Genomic DNA, 22,967 nt, shown 5'->3' on the forward strand with positions numbered 1-22,967 from the left:
GTGGAGGTGGGCGCCCGTGCGCCGTACGGTTTTCAACGAGGATCACGAGGCGTTCCGGGAGACCATCCGCGCCTTCATCGAGGCCGAGGTCGTGCCCGTCTACGACGAGTGGTTCGCGGCGGGCCAGGCGCCCCGCGACTTCTACTACAAGCTCGGTGAGCTGGGCATCTTCGGCATCAGCGTGCCCGAGGAGTTCGGCGGCGCCGGCATGGACACCCACAAGTTCGAGGCGGTCCTCTACGAGGAGACCGCCCGCGCGGGCGTCCAGTTCGGCGGCTCCGGCGTGCACGTGCTGCTCGCCCTGCCCTACATCAAGATGCTGGCCACCGACGAGCAGAAGAAGCGCTACCTGCCGAAGTTCGTCACCGGTGAGGAGATGTGGGCCATCGCGATGACCGAGCCGGGCACCGGCTCCGACCTCGCGGGCATGAAGACCACCGCCAAGCTGAGCGAGGACGGCTCCCACTACGTCCTCAACGGCGCCAAGACCTTCATCACCGGCGGTGTCCACGCCGACAAGGTGATCGTCTGCGCCCGCACCGCCGCGCCCACGGCCGAGGACCGCCGCCACGGCATATCCCTGTTCGCCGTCGACACCAAGTCCGAGGGCTACTCCGTCGGCCGCAAGCTCGACAAGCTCGGCCTGAAGACCTCCGACACCGCCGAGCTGGCGTTCGTCGACGTCAAGGTCCCCGTCGAGGACCTGCTCGGCGAGGAGAACAAGGGCTTCTACTACCTCGGCCACAACCTGGCCTCCGAGCGCTGGGGCATCGCCTTCGGCGCCTACGCGCAGGCCAAGGCCGCCGTCCGGTTCGCCAAGCAGTACGTGCAGGAGCGCACCGTCTTCGGCAAGCCGGTCGCCCACTTCCAGAACACCAAGTTCGAGCTGGCCGCCTGCCAGGCCGAGGTGGACGCCGCCGAGGCCGTCGCCGACCGCGCCACCGAGGCCCTGGACGCCGGCGAACTCACCCCCGCCGAGGCCGCCAGCGCCAAGCTGTTCTGCACCGAGGTCGCCCACCGCGTCATCGACCGCTGCCTCCAGCTGCACGGCGGCTACGGCTACATGAACGAGTACCCGATCGCCCGCCTGTACGCGGACAACCGGGTCAACCGCATCTACGGCGGCACCAGCGAGATCATGAAGTCGATCATCGCCAAGGACATGGGTCTGTAAGGTCCCGGACCCGCTGATCGCATGAGCCCGCTTGATCGCATGAGCCCGCTGATTCCATGAGTCAGGCACTTCAGGAGCTCCTCGATCTGCTCGACCTCGAGCAGATCGAGGAGAACATCTTCCGCGGCCGCTCCCGTGCCTCCGCCGTCCCCCGCGTCTTCGGCGGACAGGTCGCGGCGCAGGCACTGGTCGCCGCCGGGCGGACCGTCCCCGCGGACCGGCCCCCGCACTCGCTGCACGCGTACTTCCTGCGGATCGGCGACCCGGGCGCGCCGATCGTCTACACCGTCGACCGCATCCGGGACGGCCGCTCCTTCACCACGCGGCGCGTGGTGGCGGTCCAGCACGGCAAGCCGGTTTTCCACCTCTCGGCCTCCTTCCAGGAACACGAGGAGGGCCTGGACCACCAGGCGCCGATGCCGCCCGCACCGGACCCGGAGACCCTGCCCACCTCCGAGGAGCGGCTGCGCGGCTACCCGCACCTCTCCCCGGACGTCGTGCACCGCTACCTCGGCGCCCGCGCGGCGGTCGATCTGCGCTACGTCGACGACCCGCCCTACGGCCGCTTCGGCACACCGCGCGATCCGCACTCCCAGGTCTGGTTCCGCACCAACGGCAAGGTCGAGGGCGACGACCCCCTGCTGCACGTCGTGCTCGCCACGTACGTCTCCGACATGACGCTGCTGGACTCCATCCTGCTCGCCCACGGACGCGGCGGCTGGGCCGTCGGCGACGTGGTCGGCGCCTCCCTCGACCACGCGATGTGGTTCCACCGCCCGTTCCGCGTTGACGAGTGGCTGCTGTACGACCAGCAGTCCCCGTCCGCCCACGGCGGCCGGGGACTCGGCCAGGGCCGCATCCACACCCAGGACGGCAGGCTGGCCGTCTCGGTCATCCAGGAGGGCGTGGTCCGCGTCCCGCGCTCCTGAGCCGGCCCCGGAGCCCTTTCTCACTCCGTGACGCACGGTCCTCGCCTCCGTGACGCACGCCCGGACAGCCGTCCGCGTCCCGGCGGGCCGTTCCAGGTCGCCGGTATCCGTGCAGGTCAGCGGCCGTTCCAGCGTTCCGGCGTTCCGGGCTGGGCGTTCGATGTGGCGGGTGGGACGGATCACGGCACAAGCTGCGGTCATCCCCGGCAGCCGCCGGCCGATCCACCACGTCACACCACGGAGAACACCATGCGTTCGCGCTTCGCCACCCGCTCCGCCCGCCTCGCCCTGGCCGCCGTCGCCGCGCTCGCCCTCGGGGGCGCCGCCACCGCCACGGCCACGGCCGACAGCGGCGGCCGCACCACCCAGCCCTGCGCGACCGCCGACCTCAACTTCAAGATCACGTCCGAGACGCAGGCGGGCGGCTACTACCTCGTGACCGCCAAGGCCAAGCCCGGCATCACGTGCCACCTGGAGGGCGTGTACCCCTCCGCCTCCTTCGGCTCCCACCCCGACACCGAGGTCTCGCCCGCCGAGCACGCCGTCAGCGACTCCGTCGTCCTCGGCGGCTCCGCCACCGCCTACGCCGGCATCAGCCCCAAGAGCACCAACAACGACAACGGTGTGGAGTTCGACCGGCTCCACCTCGCGGTCATGGGTGACGAGGAGAACGCCGTCACGCTCCGCCTGCCCGACACCGCCTTCGTCGACCAGCCGATCGCCACCAACTGGCACGCCGACCCCGCCGACGCCGTTCCGTTCACCGACTGAGCGCGCGTCCCCACGCTGCCCCGTCGGCCGGGTGTGTCCCCCGCGTCCGGCCGGCGGGGCGTTGTCACTGCGTCAGACCGGCCTCCGCCAGCAGATACGCCGTCATCGGGTCGTAGTGGCGGGGGCTGGTGACGTGGTCGTCGAGGGGGACCGTGACCTGGACGGTGCCCTCCGCCTCGGCGAGGAACAGCGCCGGGTCGTTGCAGTCGGCGTAGCCGACGGAGTCGACGCCGTACTGTCCTGCCGCGCCCGCCCAGCCGTGGTCGGCGACGACCAGGTCGGGCAGCGGACGGCCCTCGCGCTCCAGCGCGGTCAGGATGGCCTTCATCGGCTCACCGGAATGCGTGTGCCACAGCGTGGCGCCGTGCTCCAGCATCGCCACGTCCGCGAACTGCATCACATAGCCCTCGTCCGTCGTCAGCCCGTCCGGGATGACGACGATCTCGCAGCCCGCCGCCCGCAGCGCGGCGGCCGTCGCGCGGTGCACGTCGAGCAGCCCGCCCGGGTGGCCGGTGGCGAACAGCACCCACTGCTGCCCGTCCGCCGCCTTGCGCAGCCGCCCCGCCATCCGCTCCAGACCGGCCACCGTCAGCTCCGGGTCGATGGTGTCCTGCCCGTAGCGGTACTCCGGATCGTCGTTGACGCCGACCCGCTCGGCCATCACCGCGAGCACGTCCTGCTCGTCGGTCCAGCGGTCACCGAGCTCCAGGCCGAGCCAGAAGTGGCGGTCGCCGTTCGCCAGCTTGCGGTAGTGGGAGAGGTTGTTCTCGCGCGGCGTGGCGACATCGCCCGCGATGCGGGTGGCGATCAGGTGTTCGACGAGTTCGGCGCGGCTGGGCGTCCCGGATATCGGCATGCCCCCCATTGTGGAGCAGCACCTCGCGGGCGTCTTGGGCGTATCGCGCCCTGGGACGTGCGTCACGTACTCAGACGACTCCGTACAGCTACTCAGACGCGCACCGCGCGGCCGGCGCCCCCGCCGCTCTACGCGACCCGCACCACGTACTTGCCCCGGACACCGCCCGCCTCGAGCGCCCGGTGAGCGGCTCCCGTCTCCTCCAGGGAGAAGACCGTGTCCACCGCCGGGCGCAGCTCGCCCCTGGCCACATGACGGGCCAGGCCGTCGAAGTCCGCCCGCCGGGGGTTGCCGCTGAAGAAGCGCACCCGGCCGCGTCCGCGCAGCGCGCTTCCCGCGATGTAGCCCAGCGACGCGACGGGCCGGCTCAGGTCGAAGGCGATGGTGACCATGCGCCCGCCGGGGTTCAGCAGCCGCCGGAAGGCCCGCAGGTCGGTCCCGACGGTGTCCAGGACCACGTCGAAGCGGCCCAGGTCCGCCGGGCGCACGCTCCGGTGGTCGAAGGCCTCGTGCGCGCCGAGCCCGCGGACGAAGTCCAGGTTGGCCGCGCGGGCCAGGGCCGTGACCTCGGCGCTGTACGCCCGTCCGAGCTGGACGGCGGGGCTGCCGACACCGCCCGCCGCGCCCCGGACGAGGAGCCGTTCGCCGGGGCGCAGACCGGCCTTGTCCCGTAGCGCGATGACGGCCGCGGTGGCCACCGGGAGCGCGGCGGCGTCCACCGGGTCGAGGCCGTCGGGGAGCCGGCCGACGCGCTCGGCGGGCACGGTCACGTACTCGGCGGCGCTGCCGAACCCCGATGCCCGGCCCAGGACCCCCCACACCCGGTCACCGGCCGCGAACGCCGTGACTCCCGCCCCCGCTGCGGCGACCTCACCGGTGAAGTCCAGGCCCACGCGCTTGGGGAAGCGCCGGCCGAGCAGGAGGCGGAGACGGCCCGAACGGGCCGCCGTCTCCCCGCCGTTGACACTGAACGCGCTCACCTTCACCAGGATCTCGCCGGGTGCCGGCTCGGGACGGGGCACGCGGCCCACGTAGAGCACGTCGGGGCTGCCGTAGCGGTCGTACAGCACTGCCTTCATCTTGCCGTCGTTCATCGTTCCGCCTTCGCCGCGGGTCGTTCGGGGGGATGGCACCGACCGTAGGCTGGCAAACGGACGCGATCGTCCGTTTGGAGCGGAAGCGAGAGACAATGACGAGGGAATCCTCTCGGAACACGGCCCGGCACACGGTGCGGGCGGACGCCCGGCGCAACCGGGAGCGGCTTCTCGTCGCGGCCCGTGCGGTCTTCGCGGAGCAGGGGATCGACGCCCCGATGGCGACCGTGGCCCGGCGGGCGGGGGTCGGCGTGGCGACGCTGTACCGGCATTTCCCGACCCGGGAGGAGCTGGTGCGGGGTGCGTTCGCGCAGCAGATGAGGACGTGTGGCCAGGCTCTCGCCGATGCGCTGGCCGCCGACGACCCGTGGACGGGGTTCCGGCACCTGGTCGAGACGGTCTGCGCGCTGCACCGGGAGGAACGCGGATTCCCGGCCGCGTTCCTCGATGCCTTCCCCGAGACCAGGGCGGAGCACGCACGGTCCCGGGAACTGGCCGAGCGGGACCTCACGACCCTCGTGCGCAGGGCCCAGGCGTCCGGCGCGATGCGGGCGGACTTCCACCCCTCCGACCTCTTCGTGGCCCTGGTGGCCCACTGCGGTCTGGTGAACGCCCTGCCGGGCGACGACGCGGCGTCCCGGCGCCTGGTGGCCTATCTGCTCCAGTCCTTCCGCGCCGCCCCGGCGGACGAACCGCTGCCGCCGTCGGCCGCGCTGACCCTGCGTAACCTTCCTAAGCACTGCTAGTGCTCCGACCGAAGCGTCTGCCGCCAGATCTTCAAGCCCCGCAGTTGAGGAACGATCGTTCTTGACTGATCGTTCCTCAACTGTCTACTCTCGTGGTCATGGGCAGGCCAAGAGCGTTCGACGAGGACGAAGCGGTGCGTGCCGCCGTGGATCTGTTCGGTGGACGCGCCTATGACGGCGTGTCCGTCGACGACCTCGTCAGCCACCTCGGCGTGCACCGCAACAGCCTGTACAAGACGTTCGGCAGCAAGCGCGGCCTCTACCTGATCGCTCTGCGCCGCCACCTCGCCGACGATGTCCGCCCTTTGACCGACGCCCTCGGCGGCGCGTCGGATGCCGCGGCCGCGCTGCGACTCGTCACCTCGGCCGACCTCCGCCTGCTTCTGCTCGCGACGATCGAACGCGCACCGGTCGACGAGGAGGTCGCCTCCGAGGTGACGGCCGCGTTGGCCGCCGTCGATCAGGCGATCGCCGACGCGCTCGGCGTTCCCGCTGACCTGGCCGCCGCCCTCACCGCCGCCGCGCTGGGCATCCTCCTGCGTGGCAACCCCGACAACGGCACCACCGCGCTGGCCCGGCACCTCGGCCCATTCTCCTGCAAGGGACACCGACATGGCACTGCTACGTATCGACGGTGACGACCTCGTCGTCGTGATCGAGGGTCTCGACAAGCTCTGGTCTTTCAAAGGCAGCCTGACCATCCCGCTGGCCAACGTCCGTGGCGCGACCGCCGACCCCGGTATCGCCGCCGACCCCAAGGGAATCCGCGCGCCGGGCTCCCACGTACCCGGTGTGATCACCGCTGGCACCTTCCATCAGGATGGCGAGAAGGTCTTCTGGAGTGTCAGGGACCCATCAAAAGCTGTCGTGGTCGAACTCGCCGACGAGCGGTACGCGCGCCTGGTGCTCCAGGTCGATGATCCCCGCGCGGCTGTCGCCCTGGTCGAAAACGCCCTTGCATAGAAGGAGGTGAGTCGATGTTTCGCCACTTAGCGGCAGCAGTGCTGGCACTGGCCGCCGTCACCGCCGCCCCGGCCGAGGCAACACCCGGGCTCGTGCCTGCCGCCGACCGCGAGGTCACCTTCACGGCCGACGGTACGACCGTGTACGGCACCCTGCACGTTCCCGAGCATCGTGCCGGGCAACGGCTGCGGGCGGCACTGCTGCTGCCCGGCAGCGGACCCACCGACCGCGACGGCAACCAACCGCCCGCGTCCTCACCGGACACGCTGGCACAGTTGGCCGACGCGCTCGACGGGGAGGGAATCGCCACGCTGCGGTTCGACAAGTACGGCACCGGCCGCACCGGACTCGGCGCCTACCGGGACCACCCCGAAGAGCTGGACTACCCGGCATTCGTCCGCCAGGCACGGGCCGCCTACGAGTCGTTGCGCGATCAACCGGAGACCGACCCTCACGAACTGCTGGTCGTCGGACACAGCGAGGGTGCGATGACGGGACTGCTGCTCGGCGGCACCGTCCGCCCGCGCCCTGTCGGCCTGGCGCTGCTGCAACCCCAGGCGATCCGCCTGCTGGACCTGGTCGCGCTCCAACTCAAAGCCCAGATCGCCGAAGCAACCCGACAGGGCCGGTTCACACCGGAGCAGCAACGCACCGTCAACGCGGCCATCGACGCCGCCGTCACCTCCCTGCGCGAACACCGACCGGTCGACACCACCGACCTGCCTCCCGCGATCGCCCAGCTCTTCGAGGCATTTCAAGGCCCCAACGCCCGGTTCGTGGAAAGCGACGACGCCGTCCACCCACCGGACACCGCCGCCGCTCTCCGGCGGGGAACCAAGGTGCTGCTGACGTGCGGCACGAACGACGCCCAGGTCCCTTGCGTCACGACGAACGCCCTGACGAACGCCCTGCGCCACGCGCATGCCGGCGGACCGGGCCGAGTGACACTGCCAGCAGTGGACCATCTGATGCACGACCCTGACCACCCGAACACGCTCGCGCCGTCCGTACTCCGCGCCTTGCACCGGTTGGCCCGACGCTGACGCCGGCCGAGGACGCCCCCGCGCAGTACCAGGTACGGCAAGGACCGCTAGGTACGGCGCAGGGCGAACCACAGTTCCATGCGGACGTCCGGGTCGTCGAGGTCCGCCTCCAGCAGCGCCGCGCACCGCGCGATGCGCTGCCGCACGGTGTTGCGGTGCACGGACAGTGCCACCGCGGTGCGGTCCCAGCTGCCGTGCAGCGAGAGCCATGTGCGCAGGGTGTCCGTGAGGGCCGGGATGGCTGCTATCGGTGCGAGCAGCGCCCGCGCGTGGGCGTCCGCGTCCTGCGCCGGGACCAGGTCGGTGAGGGCGGGTCGGTCGTGATGCCGGACCATCCGGGCGCGGGTGGCGCGGGCGTGGGCCAGGGCGCGGGCGGCCTGGGTGTCGGCGGCGGGCCAGTCGGGCGGGGCGGCTGCGGAACTGACGCCGATGGTCCAGCCGGGGGGCGGGTCGATGCGGTGGCCGGCGGGGACGAAGACGCGGACGGTTCTGTCGTCGGAGAGGTCGACGAGGGGGGAGCCGAGGGCGGTGCCGAGGGCGGAGGCGGCCAGGGAGTCGGGGGCGGTGGGGGTGTCCGATTGTGCGTGCACCACGCGGTGGCGGGTTTCGCCCAGGAGCGGGGCGACTTCTTCGGGCTGCGCGCCCAGGAGGAGACGCACCAGTGCGGAGGAGCGGGCGGTGGCGGTGCGGCTGTGCTGTTCTCCGGTGAGGAGGGAGAGGAGGACGGCGGCGACGGAGGCGATGGCGTGGTCGCCGGGGTCGCGGTGCGGGGTGGCGATGCCGAGGACGAAGCCGTGGCCGGGGGCGAGGGTGTAGGCGGCGAGGTGGGTGCCGCCTACTGTGTCGCTGGCGGAAGTGGGGGCTGGGCGGGGGGTGCTTCGCTGCTCAGCGCCCCGAGGTGCCTCCCCCACTCTCGGCTTCGCTCGAGCGGGGGCACCCCCATCGCCCACCCTCCCCCACTCCCGGCTTCGCTCGAGCGGGGGGACCCCCATCGCCCCAGCGGCACGATTGCCCGCAGCTGCGGCGGCGGGGTTGACCCGTTGGGCCAGGTTGGCCAGGGTTTCCCTGGTCGTTGAAGGCGGCGGGCTGCCCGCTGTGGCTGTTTCACTGGTGTCCGGGGCGTAGAGGACGGCCCAGCCGCTGATGCGCTGGGCCAGTTGGTGGAGGACCGGGCGGACCGGGTCCGGGCGGGACGCCGCCGTGGCGAGGCTCTGCTGGGCCTCCGTGACCCGGCGCAGCTCCGCCATGCGGGCCTGTGCCATCAGCTGCCAGACCGCCCGCGCCACCCCCGAGAACGTGGTCCGCGGCGGCACCTCCAGCAGGGGCAGCCCGTGCATCTCGCACGCCTCCACCAGCGCCGCCGGCACCGTTTCGTGCACCGGCGCCACGCCGAAGCCGAGCGCCGCCCCGCCCGCCGCCACGATCCGCGCGACATAGGCGTCGAAGTACCCCGTGCCCGCCCCCTCCGGGATGTGCACGCCCGCCGACAGCAGCAGCTCCCCGCCCAGCAGGTACGGGTACGGGTCCGCCATCTCCGAGGTGTGCACCCAGTGGATGACGGCACCGGGGTCCTCGGGGCCCGCGATGCGGCGCAGCCCGAGGTCCGCGCGGGCCAGCAGCGCGTCCAGCGGCACGGGGGGCGTGGGCGGAACCGTGGGGTCCGGCATGGTGGACGTTTCCTCCATCCTGCGCGGCTCGTATGGATGAAACGTACACTTCGCAGTCGCTTTTCGGCCACCTAGGGTCGGGTCGACCGGAACACGCCACCGACAGCGCGCGAAGGAGGCCCCGCATGGCCGTCGACATCCGGTCGTCGTCGTCCGTCCGGCGCCCCGGCCCACCCGCGCCGCCGTACTCGCCGCCCGGCGTGAACGTCTCGCCGGCCGCACCCCCCGCATCCGAAACCGTGTCCGAACACGTCCCCGCCGCCCATTAGCATCATCAGGGCAGTCAGTACATACGCGACGAAGCGCAGAAAAGAGATCAGTTCCCCCATGAGCAGCAACGAGACGCCGCGCGGCCCCGTCGACTCCTCCCGCGTCCCGCGGTACGCCGGCCCCGCGACCTTCGCCCGGCTGCCCCGCCTCGACGAGGTCGGCCGCGCCGACGTCGCCGTGGTGGGCGTGCCGTTCGACTCGGGTGTCTCCTACCGTCCGGGCGCCCGCTTCGGCGGCAACGCCATCCGCGAGGCCTCCCGGCTGCTGCGCCCCTACAACCCCGCCCAGGACGCCTCCCCGTTCGCGCTCGCGCAGGTCGCCGACGGCGGCGACATCGCGGTCAACCCCTTCCACATCAACGAGGCCGTGGAGACCGTCGAGGCCGCCGCCGACGACCTGCTCGGCACCGGCGCCCGCCTGATGACCCTCGGCGGCGACCACACCATCGCCCTGCCGCTGCTGCGCTCCGTCGCGAAGAGGCACGGGCCGGTCGCGCTGCTCCACTTCGACGCCCACCTGGACACGTGGGACACCTACTTCGGCGCCGAGTACACCCACGGCACCCCGTTCCGCCGCGCGGTGGAGGAGGGCATCCTCGACACCTCCGCCCTCTCCCACGTCGGCACCCGCGGCCCCCTCTACGGCAAGCAGGACCTCACCGACGACGAGAAGATGGGCTTCGGCATCGTCACCTCCGCCGACGTCTACCGCCGGGGCGCCGACGAGGTCGCCGACCAGCTGCGGCAGCGCATCGGCGACCGCCCGCTGTACATCTCCATCGACATCGACTGCCTCGACCCCGCCCACGCGCCCGGCACCGGCACCCCCGAGGCGGGCGGCATGACCTCCCGTGAGCTCCTGGAGATCCTGCGCGGGCTGGCCTCCTGCAACCTGGTGTCCGCGGATGTCGTGGAGGTGGCGCCCGCGTACGATCACGCCGAGATCACCTCGGTGGCCGCGTCCCACACGGCGTACGAGCTGACCACGATCATGTCCCGGCAGATTGCGGAGGTCCGAGCCAAGTGACGCACGACCACGACCTGGTGCTCCGCCCGACCGCCGCACAGACGGAGGCGGCGCTGAATCCCCCTCCCGGCCGCAACGGCGGAGACCTCGTCGTGGAGACCCTGGCCGGGCTCGGCGCGACCACCGTCTTCGGCCTGCCCGGCCAGCACGCCCTCGGCGTGTTCGACGCGCTGCGCCGCTCCGACCTGCGGTACATCGGCCTGCGGGTGGAGAACAACGCCGGGTTCGCGGCGGACGCGTACGGCCGGATCACCGGCGAGGCCGCCCCGCTGCTGCTGTCCACCGGCCCCGGCGCGCTGACCTCGCTGGCCGCGCTCCAGGAGGCGGCGGCGGCCTCCGCGCCCGTGCTGGCGATCAGCAGCCAGGTCCCGACGGCCGGGCTGGGCGGCGGCCGACACGGCTATCTGCACGAGCTGCCCGACCAGTCGGCCTCGTTCCGCGGTGTGGTCAAGTCCGTCCACCCGGTGCGCACCGCGTCCCAGATCCCGTCCGCGATCACGGCGGCCTGGAAGTCGGCGCTGACCGTCCCACACGGCCCGGTGTGGGTGGAGATCCCGCAGGACGTCCTGCTCGCCGAGACGGTCCTGCCGGTGGTGACGGCGATGGACGCCACCCCGGACGAGCTGCCCCCGCGCCCGGAACTGACCGCCCTCGCCGCGCATCTGCTGGCGCACGCGGAGCGCCCGGCGATCGTCGCGGGCGGGGGAGTGGTCCGCTCGGACGCCTCCGGCAAGCTGAAGCAGCTCGCCGAGCTGATCCAGGCGCCGGTCGTCACCACCCCCGGCGGCAAGGGCGCCTTCCCCTGGACGCACCCGCTGTCGCTCCAGTCGTGGATGGAGGACCGGCACACCACCGAGTTCCTCCAGGACGCGGACGTCCTGCTCGTCGTCGGCTCCGGGCTGGGCGAGCTCTCCTCCAACTACCACACGTTCCGGCCGCGCGGCCGCGTGATCCAGATCGAGGCCGACCTCGGCAAGCTGGAGTCCAACCACCCGGGCATCGGCATCCACGCGGACGCCCGCCTCGCGCTCCAGGCGCTGCTGGAAACGGTGGAACCGCGCGAGGACGCGTCGGCCCCGGAGCGCGTACGGCGGCTGCTGGACCGGGTGCGCGCCCGCATCGCCGCCCAGGGACTCACCCTGGAGCAGCAGATCCTCGCGTCGGTCCGCAGTGCCCTGCCCACCAGCTCGCCGTCCTTCTGGGACATGACCATCCTGGCCTACTGGGCCTGGTCCGCCTTCGACGCCATGGGCCCCAACCACCTGCACTCGGCGCAGGGCGCGGGCGGCCTCGGCTACGGCTTCCCGGCCGCCCTCGGCGCGGCGGCCGCCGACCCCACCCGGCCGGTGCTGGCGGTCTCCGGGGACGGCGGCGCCCTGTACTCCGTCGCCGAACTGGCCACGGCCCGCCAGTACGACCTCGACGTCACCTGGCTGATCGTCGACGACGGCGGCTACGGCATTCTGCGCGAGTACATGACCGACACCTTCGGCGCACCCACGGCGACGGAGCTGACCCGCCCCGACTACGTGGCCCTGGCGGAGTCCTTCGGCGTGCCGGGGCTGCGCACCACCCCCGAGACCCTGGAGCAGGACCTCGCCAAGGCCCTGGCGACCCCGGGCCCGTCGGTCGTGGTCCTCCCCGCGGTGCTGCGGATGTTCGCGCCGACGCACCTGAACGGAGCGGTCGGAGCGGACGGAGGGGACTGAGCGGACGGAGCGGACCGAGCGGGTCCGGTCGCGCGGTGCGTGCTCCCGGTGCCTACCAGATCGACTCGACCCACTCCGGGTGGTCGATGAACGGGTTCCGGTTGTGCTGGTAGGAGTCGAAGATGACCTGGTTGCGGCGCTGCTCGAAGGCGTCCGGCGGGTCCTCGGCGTGCCAGGCCTTGAGGACGGCGAGCTTGCCGATGTACGGGGTGCTGCCGTTGTTCACCTGCCCGTTGGGCTCCAGGTCGGGCCAGCCGTCGTCGCCCTCGTAGCGGACCGCCATGTAGAGGATCATGCGGGCCACGTCGCCCTTGACGGCGTCGCGGGGCTCGAAGGAGTCGGAGTCGGTGAGGCTGCCGCCGCTGTCGGTGAAGGCGCTGCCGCCGTTGTCGAAGTCCTTGTTGCCCCGCACGCTGTTGACGCGGACGTCCGAGGGGCGCAGGTGGTGGATGTCGGTGCCGGGACCGGTGGAGGTGCCGAAGCCGCCGTGCGACTTGGCCCAGACGTGCTCGCGGTTCCAGTCGCCGCTGTCGCCGCCGTTGAGGGACTTGCTGCGGGAGATCCCGGAGTAGAGCAGGATCACGTTGCCGCTGTTGCCCGGGTCCTGGTCGGTGTCCTTCAGGGCGTCCCAGACGGCCGAGTAGGAGAGTTTCGTCTGGTCGCTGATGATCGTGTGGAGCGCGGCCTTCAGGCCGGCGCCGGTCTTGCCGAGCGCGTCCTGGTAGTACGTGTCGTCGTAGGCGGTGGCGGCGGCTGTCGAGGCCGTCGCCGTGGGGGTCAGGGCGGGGGCGGCGACGGCGAGGGCCGCCGCCGCGGCGAGGACCGCCGCCGTGCGGCGGGGTATGCGTATCGCGAGCATGTGGGGTGTCCGATCTACGCGGGTTGCACAAGGGAGATACCCGAGAGAGTGGCATGCACATGCAGTCAGGTGAGTGGAGGGAAGGTGGCGATTGCGTGACGAGACCCCGTCCGTCCGCTCTCGGCGTACGCCGCCGATCGTTGCGGAGGGATGAAATCCGCCGCTCGTCGCGTTGGTGCCTTGCGGAAGATCAGGACGATCGGAGGGCACCCGCGTGACACCGCAACGGGGATGGGCACGGCGACTGGCCGCATACGCGTGGCGGCACCCCAAGGACGTCGTCCTCGCCCTGGGCGCCTCCCTCGGCGGCATGGCCGTGATGGCCCTGGTCCCGCTGATCACCAAGGTGATCATCGACGACGTCATCGGCGACGAGACCAGGGACATGGCCACCTGGGCCGGACTGCTCGTCGGCGCCGCGCTCGTCGTCTACGCCCTCACCTACGTCCGCCGCTACTACGGCGGCCGGCTCGCCCTCGACGTCCAGCACGACCTGCGGACCGAGATGTACGGCACGATCACCCGGCTCGACGGCAGACGCCAGGACGAGCTGTCCACCGGGCAGGTCGTCGGACGCGCCACCAGCGACCTGCAACTGATACAGGGCCTGCTCTTCATGCTGCCGATGACCATCGGCAACCTGCTGCTGTTCCTGATCTCCCTCGTCATCATGACGTCGCTGTCCCTGCCGCTCACCGGCGTCGCCCTCGCCGTCGCCCCCGCCCTGTGGTGGATCGCCAAGCGCAGCCGCACCCGGCTGCACCCCTCCACCTGGTACGCGCAGGCGCAGGCCGGAGTGGTCGCCGGAGTGGTCGACGGCGCGGTCAGCGGCGTCCGCGTGGTGAAGGGCTTCGGGCAGGAGGAGCAGGAGACCGGCAAGCTGCGCGAGGTCGGACGGCGGCTGTACGCGGGCCGGCTGCGCACCATCCGGCTGAACTCCCGGTACACGCCGGCGCTCCAGGCCGTACCCGCCCTCGGCCAGGTCGCGATGCTCGCCCTCGGCGGCTGGCTCGCGGTCCAGGGGCACATCACGCTGGGCACCTTCGTCGCCTTCTCCACCTACCTCGCCCAGCTCGTCGGCCCGGTCCGGATGCTCGCCGTGGTCCTCACCGTCGGCCAGCAGGCCCGCGCGAGCACCGAGCGCGTCCTTGAGCTGATCGACACCGAGCCGACCCTGACCGACGGCACCAGGGAACTGCCCGCCGACGCCCCCGCGACCGTCGAGTTCGACGACGTCTCCTTCGGCTACGACCCCGACCAGCCGGTCCTCGACGGGCTCTCCTTCGGCATACGCCCCGGCGAGACCCTCGCCGTCGTCGGCGCCTCCGGCTCCGGCAAGTCGACCGTCTCCCTCCTCCTGCCGCGCTTCTACGACGTCACGGGCGGCGCCGTCCTCGTCGGCGGGCACGACGTGCGGGAGCTGACCGCCGAATCGCTGCGCGCGGCGATCGGACTGGTCCCGGAGGACTCCTTCCTCTTCTCCGACACCGTCCGCAACAACATCGCCTACGGCCGCCCCGACGCCACCGACGAGGAGATCACCGCCGCCGCCCGCGCCGCCCAGGCCGACGGCTTCATCCGCGAGCTGCCCGACGGCTACGACACCACCGTCGGCGAGCACGGCCTGACCCTCTCCGGCGGCCAGCGCCAGCGCGTCGCCCTGGCCCGCGCGATCCTCACCGACCCGCGCCTGCTGGTCCTGGACGACGCGACCTCCGCCGTGGACGCCCGCGTCGAGCACGAGATCCACGAGGCGCTCAGGAACGTCATGCGGGGCCGCACCACCCTGCTGATCGCCCACCGCCGCTCCACCCTCAACCTCGCCGACCGCATCGCCGTCCTCGACGGCGGCCGGCTCTGCGACATCGGCACCCACGACGAGCTCCAGCGGCGCTCCGCCCTCTACCGCAGGCTGCTCACCGACCCCGACGAGCTCGGCGCCGTCTCCCCGGGCCACACCCCGCCCGCCGGACCGCAGGAGGAGGACACCTCCGTCCGCGCGGAGCTGGACGCGGAGTTCGACGCCGAGCGCGGCGTCACCCCGCGGCTGTGGACGGGCGACCGGGAGCCCAAGGACACCGCCCTCGTCGAGGCCTCCGCCACCCCGGAACTCCTCGCCCAGGTCGACGCGCTGCCCCCGGCGGACGGCGTCCCCGACGTCGACGAGGCCCGCGCGGTCCGCCCCGAGGAGTCCTACGGACTGCGCCGCCTGCTGCGCGGCTTCGGACTGCCCCTCCTGCTCAGCCTCGGCCTGGTCGCCGTCGACGCCGGGATGGGCCTGCTGCTGCCGGTGCTGATCCGGCACGGCATCGACCAGGGCGTGACCCAGGCCGCCCTCGGCGCGGTCTGGGCGGCCTCCCTGCTCGCCCTGCTCACCGTGGCCGTCCAGTGGGCGGCGCAGATCGGCGAGACCCGGATGACCGGGCGCACCGGCGAACGCGTGCTGTACGCGCTGCGGCTGAAGATCTTCGCCCAGCTCCAGCGGCTCGGCCTCGACTACTACGAGCGCGAGCTCACCGGCCGGATCATGACCCGGATGACCACGGACGTCGACGCGCTGTCGACGTTCCTGCAGACGGGCCTGGTCACGGCGTTCGTCTCGGTGGTCACCTTCTTCGGCATCATGGTCGCCCTGCTGGTGATCGACGTCGGTCTCGCCCTGGTCGTCTTCGCCACCCTGCCCCCGCTGATCATCGGTACCTACTTCTTCCGCCGGGCCAGTGTGAAGGCGTACGAGCTGGCCCGGGAGCGGGTGTCGGCGGTCAACGCCGATCTGCAGGAGTCGGTCTCAGGGCTGCGGATCGTGCAGGCCTTCCGCCGCGAGCGGGACGGCGCACGCCGGTTCGCCGAGCGCAGCGCCGCCTACCGCAGCGCACGCATCCGCGGACAGTGGCTGATATCGGTGTACTTCCCGTTCGTGCAGCTGCTGTCCTCGGTCGCGGCCGTGGCCGTGCTGGTCGTGGGCGGCGCCCGGGTCCACGACGGGACGCTGGCGATCGGCTCGCTGGTGGCGTACCTGCTCTACATCGACCTGTTCTTCGCACCGGTGCAGCAGCTCTCCCAGGTCTTCGACGGCTACCAGCAGGCGTCCGTCTCGCTGGGCCGCATCCAGGAACTGCTGCGCGAACCCACCTCCACACGGCAGCCGGACAAGCCGCTCGACGTGCCGTCCCTGCGCGGCGAGATCGCCTTCGAGAACGTGCGCTTCTCCTACGGGGACGGCGAGGAGGCCCTCGACGGCATCGACCTCACCATCCCCGCCGGGCAGACCGTCGCCTTCGTCGGCGAGACCGGTGCCGGCAAGTCCACCCTGGTCAAGCTGGTCGCCCGGTTCTACGACCCGACGGCCGGCCGGGTCACCGCCGACGGCACCGACCTCAGGGACCTCGACCTCACCGCCTACCGGCACCGGCTCGGCGTCGTACCGCAGGAGGCGTACCTCTTCCCGGGCACCGTCCGCGACGCCATCGCCTACGGCCGCCCGGACGCCACCGACGCCGAGGTGGAGGCCGCGGCCCGCGCGGTCGGCGCGCACGAGATGATCGCCACGCTGGACGGCGGATACCTCCACGAGGTCGCCGAGCGCGGCCGCAACCTCTCCGCCGGGCAGCGCCAGCTGATCGCCCTGGCCCGCGCCGAACTCGTCGACCCCGACGTGCTGTTGCTCGACGAGGCGACGGCCGCGCTGGACCTGGCCACCGAGGCACAGGTCAACCAGGCCACGGACCGTCTGGCGGGCCGCCGTACGACCCTCGTGGTGGCCCACCGCCTCACCACCGCCGCCCGCGCCGACCGCGTGATCGTCATGGACCACGGCCGGGTCGCGGAGGACGGCACGCACGACGAACTGCTGCGGCGGGGCGGCATGTACGCGGCCCTGTGGCGGACGTTCGTCGGCGAGGACGTGCCGACGCCGGCCTGACGAGGACCGTCCCCCGGTGTGCAACCAACCGCCGTACGCCATGCGTCCGTACACGCGTACGCCGCCCGACGCGGCAGGCCTGGTGCAGGAGGACGACAGTGGGCAGTGGAGCGACACGCCGGCGCATCGCGCTGTGCCTTGCGGTGCTGACCACCTCGGGGCTGCTCACCGTGGCCACGCCCACCGAGGCACAGGCCGCCGCGTACTGCCCCGGCCGCAAGGCCCGCACCCTGTCGTTCTCGACGGGCTCGGTGCACGTCCACAGACGCGGCGGCTACGTCTGCGCCGTCACCGTCGCCAAGAAGGCGGGCGCCGCACGGAAGATGACGGTGAGTGTGCAGGCACGCGGCAGCCGCCCGGTGGTCGACGAAGGCCGCTACAGACACCACGCGGGCCCGGTGACGGTCCACGCCGGCCGCCGCTGCGTCTGGGTGAAGGGCAGAATAGCCGGACGCTCCATCAGCTCCGGCTGGATCCTCTGCTGACCGTCACCCGACCGAGGGTTAACCCTATGTCCCCTGGTGCTGCGGGGAGTTGGTCGAGTAGCTTCCGGCGCACATCTGTCTCACAGGGGAGTGCGCATGCGCAAGGCGCTCAGATGGCTGCTGGCGCTCACGGTGCTCATAGGCACACTGAGTACGGCCGGGGCGGCCACCGCCGCCGAGCCGGAGGCCACCGGCACCACTGACATCAAGGAGAGACTGCTCTCCGTTCCGGGCATGAGCCTGATCGAGGAGAAGCCGTACACCGGGTACCGCTTCTTCGTCCTCAACTACACCCAGCCGGTCGACCACCGCAGGCCCGCCAAGGGCACGTTCCAGCAGCGGATCACCGTGCTGCACAAGGACACCGCGCGGCCCACGGTGTTCTACACGGGCGGCTACAGCGTCTCCACGACGCCGCGCCGCGCCGAGCCGACCCAGATCGTGGACGGCAACCAGGTCTCCATGGAGTACCGCTTCTTCACCCCGTCCCGTCCCGAGCCCGCGGACTGGTCGAAGCTGGACATCTGGCAGGCCGCCAGCGACCAGCACCGCATCTTCAAGGCGCTGAAGAAGATCTACTCCAAGAACTGGATCTCCACCGGCGGTTCCAAGGGCGGCATGACCGCCACCTACTACGAGCGCTTCTACCCGCGCGACATGGACGGCGTGGTCGCCTACGTCGCCCCCAACGACGTGGTGAACAAGGAGGACTCGGCCTACGACCGCTTCTTCCGCACCGTCGGCACCAAGGAGTGCCGTGACCGGCTGAACGCCGTGCAGCGCGAGGCGCTGGTGCGCCGGGCGCCGCTGAAGGAGAAGTACAAGGCGCTCGCCGCCGAGAACGGCTACACCTTCGACACCATCGGCAGCCTGGACCGGGCGTTCGAGGCCGTCGTCCTCGACTACGTGTGGGGCTTCTGGCAGTACAGCACCCTCGCCGACTGCGAGGAGATCCCGGCGGACGCCGCGAACGCGACCGACGACGAGATCTGGGCCTCGGTCGACACGATCTCCGGCTTCTCGTTCTACACGGACCAGGGCCTGAGCCCGTACACGCCGTACTACTACCAGGCGGGTACGCAGCTGGGCGCGCCGACGATCCACTTCCCGCACATCGAGAAGAAGTACGTCCGCTACGGCTACCAGCCGCCGCGCAACTTCGTGCCCCGCTCGATCGACATGCGGTTCGAGCCGTGGGTGATGCGCAGCGTCGACAGCTGGGTGCGGCACAACGCCCGGCACATGCTGTTCGTGTACGGCGAGAACGACCCGTGGGGTGCCGAGCCGTTCCGGCTGGGACACGGCGCGCGTGACTCCTATGTCTTCACCGCGCCCGGCATGAACCACGGCGCGAACGTGGCCGGACTGGTCGCGAAGGAGAAGGCGTTCGCCACCGCCCGCATCCTCGACTGGGCGGACGTCGCCCCGGCCAAGGTCCAGGAGGACCCGGCGGCGGCCGAGCCGCTGGCGAGGTTCGACGCCAAGCTCGACAAGCGGGACGTCGAGCAGCGGCACGTGCTGCGGCCGTAGGGCCCCGGCGGGACTACACCGGGCGGGCGCAGCCCACCGGTGAGGTCCCGCCGAGCCGGACGTAGAGGGCCGTGGACGCCGGGCACCGGGACCGTGCGTCCACGGCCTTCGTCACCTTGAACTCCGGCTCGTGCTCGCCGCTCCCGTCGCAGGCGGTCTCCCGGACCTTGCTGTCGTCCACGCCGTGGACGCAGTCGCCGACGATGGTGCGCGGCCCGCCCCCGCCGCCCGGGTCGCCGGGGTGCGGCGGCTGGAGGTTGCGCATGCAGGCGTAGCCGCGCGGCACCGCCCCGTCGCCGTCCTCGTCGAAGGAGGGGCGCTGCTCGCTGATGTGCAGCACGAAGTCCGTGGTGGCAGGGCAGGGCGGGCCGTCGCGCACGGTGCCGTCGTGCCGGGCGACGACCCGGGCCGCCGCCCGCTCGCTCGCGCAGGACACTTCCGTCACACCGGTGCGGCCGAAGGAGCTGCACTCGTCGACCGCGAGGAACACCGCCCCGTACCCGGCCGGCCGGGTCGGCGCCGCGGGCACCGTGGCCGCCTGCTCGCCCAGCCGGTCCCGCTCGTCGGCCCCCTCGCAGCCGGTGAGCAGCACCGCGCACACCGCGGCGGCCGCGGCCGGCGCCCGCCACCTGCTTCCCACGCGCATCGTCATCCCCCCGGACACCCCCGTCCAGCGTGACCCGGCGGACCGGGTCACGCCAGCCATGTGGGCCGGTTTGCGCACGTTGGGTGCGGTGCGTCGGGTGTGTGACGTACGGGCGCTACGTCCGACGAGGTATGAAGGCCGCCCGGCGGCGGGCGCTAGTAGCGCAGCCCGTGGCCCACCGGGTAGAGGACCGCCGTCGGGTCGTCGGCCCGCTGGACCGGGACCGGCAGCGTCCCGCGCGGCTTCACCCGGCCCGCGATGACCCGGGCCGCCGCCCGCAGTTCCACGTCGGTCCAGGAGTACGCGGCCAGATACGCCGGCACGCCGGGCAGATGGGCCACGTCATAGGGGTTGCGGATCGCGACCGCGATCACCGGCTTCCCCGTCGCCAGCAGCTGCTCGACGAGCGTCTTCTGGCTGTTGGCCGCGCTGACGTTGTACGTCCCGACGACCACCGCGTCCACGTCCCGGGCCGCCGCCACCGCCTCGGCGATGGCCGCGGCCGACGGTGCCGTGCCCGTGGACAGGGCGGTGGCGGTGAAGCCCAGCTCGTTCAGCGCGCCGGCCAGCACGCCGGTCGGCGGTCCCGTCGTACCGGACGGGGAGGCCGGGTCGGCGCCGGCCACCAGGAGCTTTTGCCGGCCGCGCCGGGACAGCGGCAGCAGCCCGCCCTCGTTGACCAGCAGGGTCGTGGTGCGCTCGGCGATCCGGTCGGCGGCGGCCAGGTGCGAGCGGCTGCCGACGACGCGGTCGACGCCGGCGTGGGAGACGTACGGGTCGTCGAACAGGCCCAGTTTCGCCTTCATCCGCAGCACCCGCAGGATCGACTCGTCGAGTCGGGCCTCGGTCAGCTCGCCGTCCCGCACGGCGTTGCGGACCGCGTTCCAGGCGACCGCGAGATCGGGCGGGTTGAGCAGCTGGTCCACGCCCGCCTTGAGCGCGAGCACCGGCACCCGGTCGTCGCCGTACTTGGTGCGTACGCCCTCCATGCCGAGGGAGTCGGTGACCACCACCCCGTCGTAGCCCAGCTCCTCGCGCAGGATGCCGGTGAGGATCGGGCGGGAGAGGGTGGCCGGGTCCTCGGCGGGGTCGAGGGCGGGGACGACGATGTGCGCGGTCATGATCGAGTCGATGCCCGCGGCGACCGCCGCCCGGAACGGCGGCGCGTCGAGCCGCTCCCACTGCTCGCGGGTGTGGTGGATGTACGGCAGTTTGGCGTGGCTGTCGTCGACCGTGTCGCCGTGTCCCGGGAAGTGCTTGGCCGTGGCCGCGACGTGCGCCGACTCGTAGCCGCGGACCTCCGACGCGACGAGTCCGGCGACGGCCCGCGGATCGGAGCCGAAGGAGCGGACGCCGATGACGGGGTTGGCGGGGTTGACGTTGACGTCGGCCACCGGCGAGTAGTTCTGACGGATGCCCAGGGCGCGCAGCTCGCGGCCCGCGATCCGGCCGAGGCTGCGGGCGTCGGCGCGGGAGCCGCCCGCCCCGATCGCCATCGCCCCGGGGAACAGCGTCGCGGGCTCGCCCACCCGGGCCACGATGCCGTGCTCCTGGTCGGTGGAGATCAGCACGGGGAGCCCGCGCGGCAGGCCGAGGGAGGCCTTCTGGATGCCGTTGGACAGGTCGGCGATCTGGTGCGGGGAGCGGGTGTTGTGCGCCCAGGCGAAGTAGATGATGCCGCCGACCCGGTACTTCTCGAGCAGTTCGGCGGCCGTGCGGACGCCGATCTCCTTGAGGTTGGCGTCGATGTCGGCCTGGTCCGGGTCGGTGGCGGAGTGGCCGTAGACCCGCATCACGAACAGCTGGCCGACCTTCTCCTCCAGGGTCATACGGGAGACGAGGGCGCGCAGCCTTCTGTCGTGTGCCGCGTCGTGGGCGGGGGAGCCGGCGGCCGCGTGGGCGGTCCCGCCGGCCGCCAGGGCGGTGGTGACGCCCGCCGTCGCGGCGATGACGGCGCGTCTGGACGGACGTGCGGTGCTTCCATCCGGGCTTCCGGTGCTGCTGTCGGGCACGTGCGCTCCTTTGGAAGGTGATCCGCGGGGACCGGGGATCCGCTGAAGGAAACTGCCAGAAGGTCACCAATATCCGGGAAGTTTCTGCCAGTCAAGGGCGCGCGCAGCAACCGGAAGGGGCCGTCATCGGCGCTGAGGAGGGGGCCGCGCCGATGACGGCGTGCTGCCGGCCGCGGCACGGCGGAGAGGGTGAGTCGGCGATCGCCGCCGGCGGCGAGGGCCGACACCGCACCACGGAGACTCGTCCGGCAACCTGCCCATGGGACGGGCGGGGACGGCGACGGGTTCCCCACCCGGACCGGATTCCGCCAACCGCGGTGCCCGGGATCCTGGCGGGGTCAGCGGGGCGTGTGCGCCGACACCGCGGGCCAGTGCTCGCCCAGCGTGCGCACCGTCTCCGCGATCGCCGGACGACGGGCCGCCCCGGTGCGCCACAGCGCGTACAGCCGCCGTACGGGCATGGGGTCGAGGGGCACCTCCACCACGCCCTCGGGCAGCGGACCGCGCCCCAGCCGGGGGATCAGCGCGATGCCGAGCCCGGCCGCGACCAGCGCCACCAGGGTGGGGTTCTCGTCGGCCTGGTGGACGATCTCCGGCTCGTGCCCGGCCGCGCGCAGGGTGCGCACCAGCCACTCGTGGCAGACCCGCCCCGGCGGCTGGCAGATCCACCGCTCACCGCCCAGCTCCGCCCGCCGCACCGCCGTACGCCCCGCGAAAGGATGCCCCTCGGGCACCAGCAGATCGCACAGGTCGTCCCCGATGACCGCCTGCTCCACACCCGCCGGGGCGGGCAGCGGCGCGATGTCCCAGTCGTGCGCGATCACCAGGTCGACGGTGCCCTTGGCGACCAGGTCGACCGAGAGATGCGGGTCGATCTCGGTGAGCCGGGTGTCGAGCGCGGGGTGACGGCGGGCCAGGTCGGCCAGGACGGGCGGCATCAGCCCGCGTGCCGCCGAGGCGAACGCGGCGACGGTCAGCCGCCCGGCCGGCACCCCGCGCCGCTCCTCCAGCTCCGTCTCCGCCCGCTCCACGATGGCGATCAGCTCCCGGGCGGCGCGCACCAGTTGATGCGCCTCGTCGGTGAGCCGTACGCCCCGGCCCTCCCGCTCCAGCAGCACGGTCCGGGTCTCCCGCTCCAGCTTGGCGATCTGCTGGGACACGGCGGAGGAGGTGTACCCGAGCGCCGCGGCGGCGGCGCCGACGGTGCCGTGCACGGAGACGGCGTGCAGGGCGCGCAGACGCTGGAGGTCGAGCATGACGGCGGC

General features: G+C 72.4%; 19 protein-coding genes. 12 read left to right on the top strand and 7 right to left on the bottom strand.

Features of this window, described 5'->3' with window-relative positions:
• Positions 1-16 precede the first annotated feature (16 nt).
• The 3 genes from AC5L3C_RS24295 to AC5L3C_RS24305 all read left to right on the top strand — a co-directional run bounded on the left by AC5L3C_RS24295 (position 17) and on the right by AC5L3C_RS24305 (position 2,874).
• Positions 17-1,174 carry an acyl-CoA dehydrogenase family protein gene (locus tag AC5L3C_RS24295; protein ID WP_493650819.1) on the top strand — a complete coding sequence of 386 codons (1,158 nt, stop codon included), beginning with the start codon at positions 17-19 and terminating at the stop codon, positions 1,172-1,174.
• A 56-nt stretch (positions 1,175-1,230) separates the two neighbouring features.
• On the top strand, positions 1,231-2,103 hold the full coding sequence (locus tag AC5L3C_RS24300; protein ID WP_493650820.1) for an acyl-CoA thioesterase: 873 nt from the start codon (positions 1,231-1,233) through the stop codon (positions 2,101-2,103).
• 249 nt (positions 2,104-2,352) lie between these two features.
• Entirely contained in the window at positions 2,353-2,874 is a 522-nt protein-coding gene (locus tag AC5L3C_RS24305) for a DUF4232 domain-containing protein (RefSeq protein WP_493650821.1), read from the top strand.
• 64 nt (positions 2,875-2,938) lie between these two features.
• Here the strand turns inward: AC5L3C_RS24305 and AC5L3C_RS24310 are convergent, their stop codons facing one another.
• Both AC5L3C_RS24310 and AC5L3C_RS24315 read right to left on the bottom strand, forming a co-directional pair.
• On the bottom strand, positions 2,939-3,730 hold the full coding sequence (locus tag AC5L3C_RS24310) for a phosphatase (RefSeq protein WP_493650822.1): 792 nt from the start codon (positions 3,728-3,730) through the stop codon (positions 2,939-2,941).
• A gap of 128 nt (positions 3,731-3,858) precedes the next feature.
• The gene (locus AC5L3C_RS24315; protein ID WP_493650823.1) at positions 3,859-4,824 is read right to left on the bottom strand and encodes an NAD(P)-dependent alcohol dehydrogenase; all 966 of its coding nucleotides are present in this window, start codon (positions 4,822-4,824) and stop codon (positions 3,859-3,861) included.
• A 95-nt stretch (positions 4,825-4,919) separates the two neighbouring features.
• Between AC5L3C_RS24315 and AC5L3C_RS24320 the strand changes: the two genes are divergently transcribed.
• The 4 genes from AC5L3C_RS24320 (at position 4,920) to AC5L3C_RS24335 (ending at position 7,576) form a co-directional block, all read left to right on the top strand.
• Positions 4,920-5,570 carry a TetR/AcrR family transcriptional regulator gene (locus AC5L3C_RS24320; protein ID WP_493650824.1) on the top strand — a complete coding sequence of 217 codons (651 nt, stop codon included), beginning with the start codon at positions 4,920-4,922 and terminating at the stop codon, positions 5,568-5,570.
• A 98-nt stretch (positions 5,571-5,668) separates the two neighbouring features.
• Complete coding sequence (locus tag AC5L3C_RS24325; protein WP_493650825.1) at positions 5,669-6,208, top strand: TetR/AcrR family transcriptional regulator; 540 nt, start codon at positions 5,669-5,671, stop codon at positions 6,206-6,208.
• On the top strand, positions 6,183-6,533 hold the full coding sequence (locus AC5L3C_RS24330) for a hypothetical protein (protein ID WP_493650826.1): 351 nt from the start codon (positions 6,183-6,185) through the stop codon (positions 6,531-6,533). Before AC5L3C_RS24325 ends, AC5L3C_RS24330 begins: the two co-directional genes overlap by 26 nt.
• A gap of 14 nt (positions 6,534-6,547) precedes the next feature.
• Entirely contained in the window at positions 6,548-7,576 is a 1,029-nt protein-coding gene (locus AC5L3C_RS24335; protein ID WP_493650827.1) for an alpha/beta hydrolase family protein, read from the top strand.
• A gap of 47 nt (positions 7,577-7,623) precedes the next feature.
• On the opposite strand, the gene AC5L3C_RS24340 is transcribed toward AC5L3C_RS24335, so the two are convergent.
• Positions 7,624-9,243 (bottom strand): PucR family transcriptional regulator, encoded by a 1,620-nt coding sequence (locus AC5L3C_RS24340; protein ID WP_493650828.1) that lies wholly within the window; start codon positions 9,241-9,243, stop codon positions 7,624-7,626.
• A 327-nt stretch (positions 9,244-9,570) separates the two neighbouring features.
• Here AC5L3C_RS24340 and speB point away from each other — a divergent pair, with 327 nt between their 5' ends.
• Both speB and AC5L3C_RS24350 read left to right on the top strand, forming a co-directional pair.
• Complete coding sequence (speB, locus tag AC5L3C_RS24345) at positions 9,571-10,539, top strand: agmatinase (RefSeq protein WP_493650829.1); 969 nt, start codon at positions 9,571-9,573, stop codon at positions 10,537-10,539.
• Positions 10,536-12,248 (top strand): thiamine pyrophosphate-binding protein, encoded by a 1,713-nt coding sequence (locus AC5L3C_RS24350; protein ID WP_493650830.1) that lies wholly within the window; start codon positions 10,536-10,538, stop codon positions 12,246-12,248. Before speB ends, AC5L3C_RS24350 begins: the two co-directional genes overlap by 4 nt.
• Positions 12,249-12,300: 52 nt before the next feature.
• Here AC5L3C_RS24350 and AC5L3C_RS24355 read toward each other — a convergent pair whose 3' ends face one another.
• Positions 12,301-13,107: an endonuclease I family protein gene (locus tag AC5L3C_RS24355; RefSeq protein WP_493650831.1), complete on the bottom strand. Its 807-nt coding sequence runs from the start codon at positions 13,105-13,107 to the stop codon at positions 12,301-12,303.
• 214 nt (positions 13,108-13,321) lie between these two features.
• On the opposite strand from AC5L3C_RS24355, the gene AC5L3C_RS24360 reads away from it, so the two are divergent.
• The 3 genes from AC5L3C_RS24360 to AC5L3C_RS24370 all read left to right on the top strand — a co-directional run bounded on the left by AC5L3C_RS24360 (position 13,322) and on the right by AC5L3C_RS24370 (position 19,044).
• Positions 13,322-17,029 carry an ABC transporter ATP-binding protein gene (locus tag AC5L3C_RS24360; RefSeq protein ID WP_493650832.1) on the top strand — a complete coding sequence of 1,236 codons (3,708 nt, stop codon included), beginning with the start codon at positions 13,322-13,324 and terminating at the stop codon, positions 17,027-17,029.
• A 98-nt stretch (positions 17,030-17,127) separates the two neighbouring features.
• Positions 17,128-17,514 carry a hypothetical protein gene (locus AC5L3C_RS24365; protein ID WP_493650833.1) on the top strand — a complete coding sequence of 129 codons (387 nt, stop codon included), beginning with the start codon at positions 17,128-17,130 and terminating at the stop codon, positions 17,512-17,514.
• 96 nt (positions 17,515-17,610) lie between these two features.
• Positions 17,611-19,044 carry a S28 family serine protease gene (locus AC5L3C_RS24370; protein ID WP_493650834.1) on the top strand — a complete coding sequence of 478 codons (1,434 nt, stop codon included), beginning with the start codon at positions 17,611-17,613 and terminating at the stop codon, positions 19,042-19,044.
• A gap of 13 nt (positions 19,045-19,057) precedes the next feature.
• On the opposite strand, the gene AC5L3C_RS24375 is transcribed toward AC5L3C_RS24370, so the two are convergent.
• The 3 genes from AC5L3C_RS24375 to AC5L3C_RS24385 all read right to left on the bottom strand — a co-directional run bounded on the left by AC5L3C_RS24375 (position 19,058) and on the right by AC5L3C_RS24385 (position 22,958).
• Positions 19,058-19,684, bottom strand: coding sequence for a hypothetical protein (locus AC5L3C_RS24375; protein ID WP_493650835.1), 627 nt, complete (start codon positions 19,682-19,684; stop codon positions 19,058-19,060).
• Positions 19,685-19,845: 161 nt separating this feature from the next.
• Positions 19,846-21,702, bottom strand: coding sequence for a glycoside hydrolase family 3 protein (locus tag AC5L3C_RS24380; protein ID WP_493650836.1), 1,857 nt, complete (start codon positions 21,700-21,702; stop codon positions 19,846-19,848).
• Positions 21,703-22,040: 338 nt separating this feature from the next.
• Positions 22,041-22,958, bottom strand: a complete 918-nt coding sequence (locus AC5L3C_RS24385; protein ID WP_493650837.1) for a LysR family transcriptional regulator — start codon at positions 22,956-22,958, stop codon at positions 22,041-22,043.
• Positions 22,959-22,967 lie beyond the last annotated feature (9 nt).

The organism is Streptomyces speibonae (assembly GCF_984686075.1).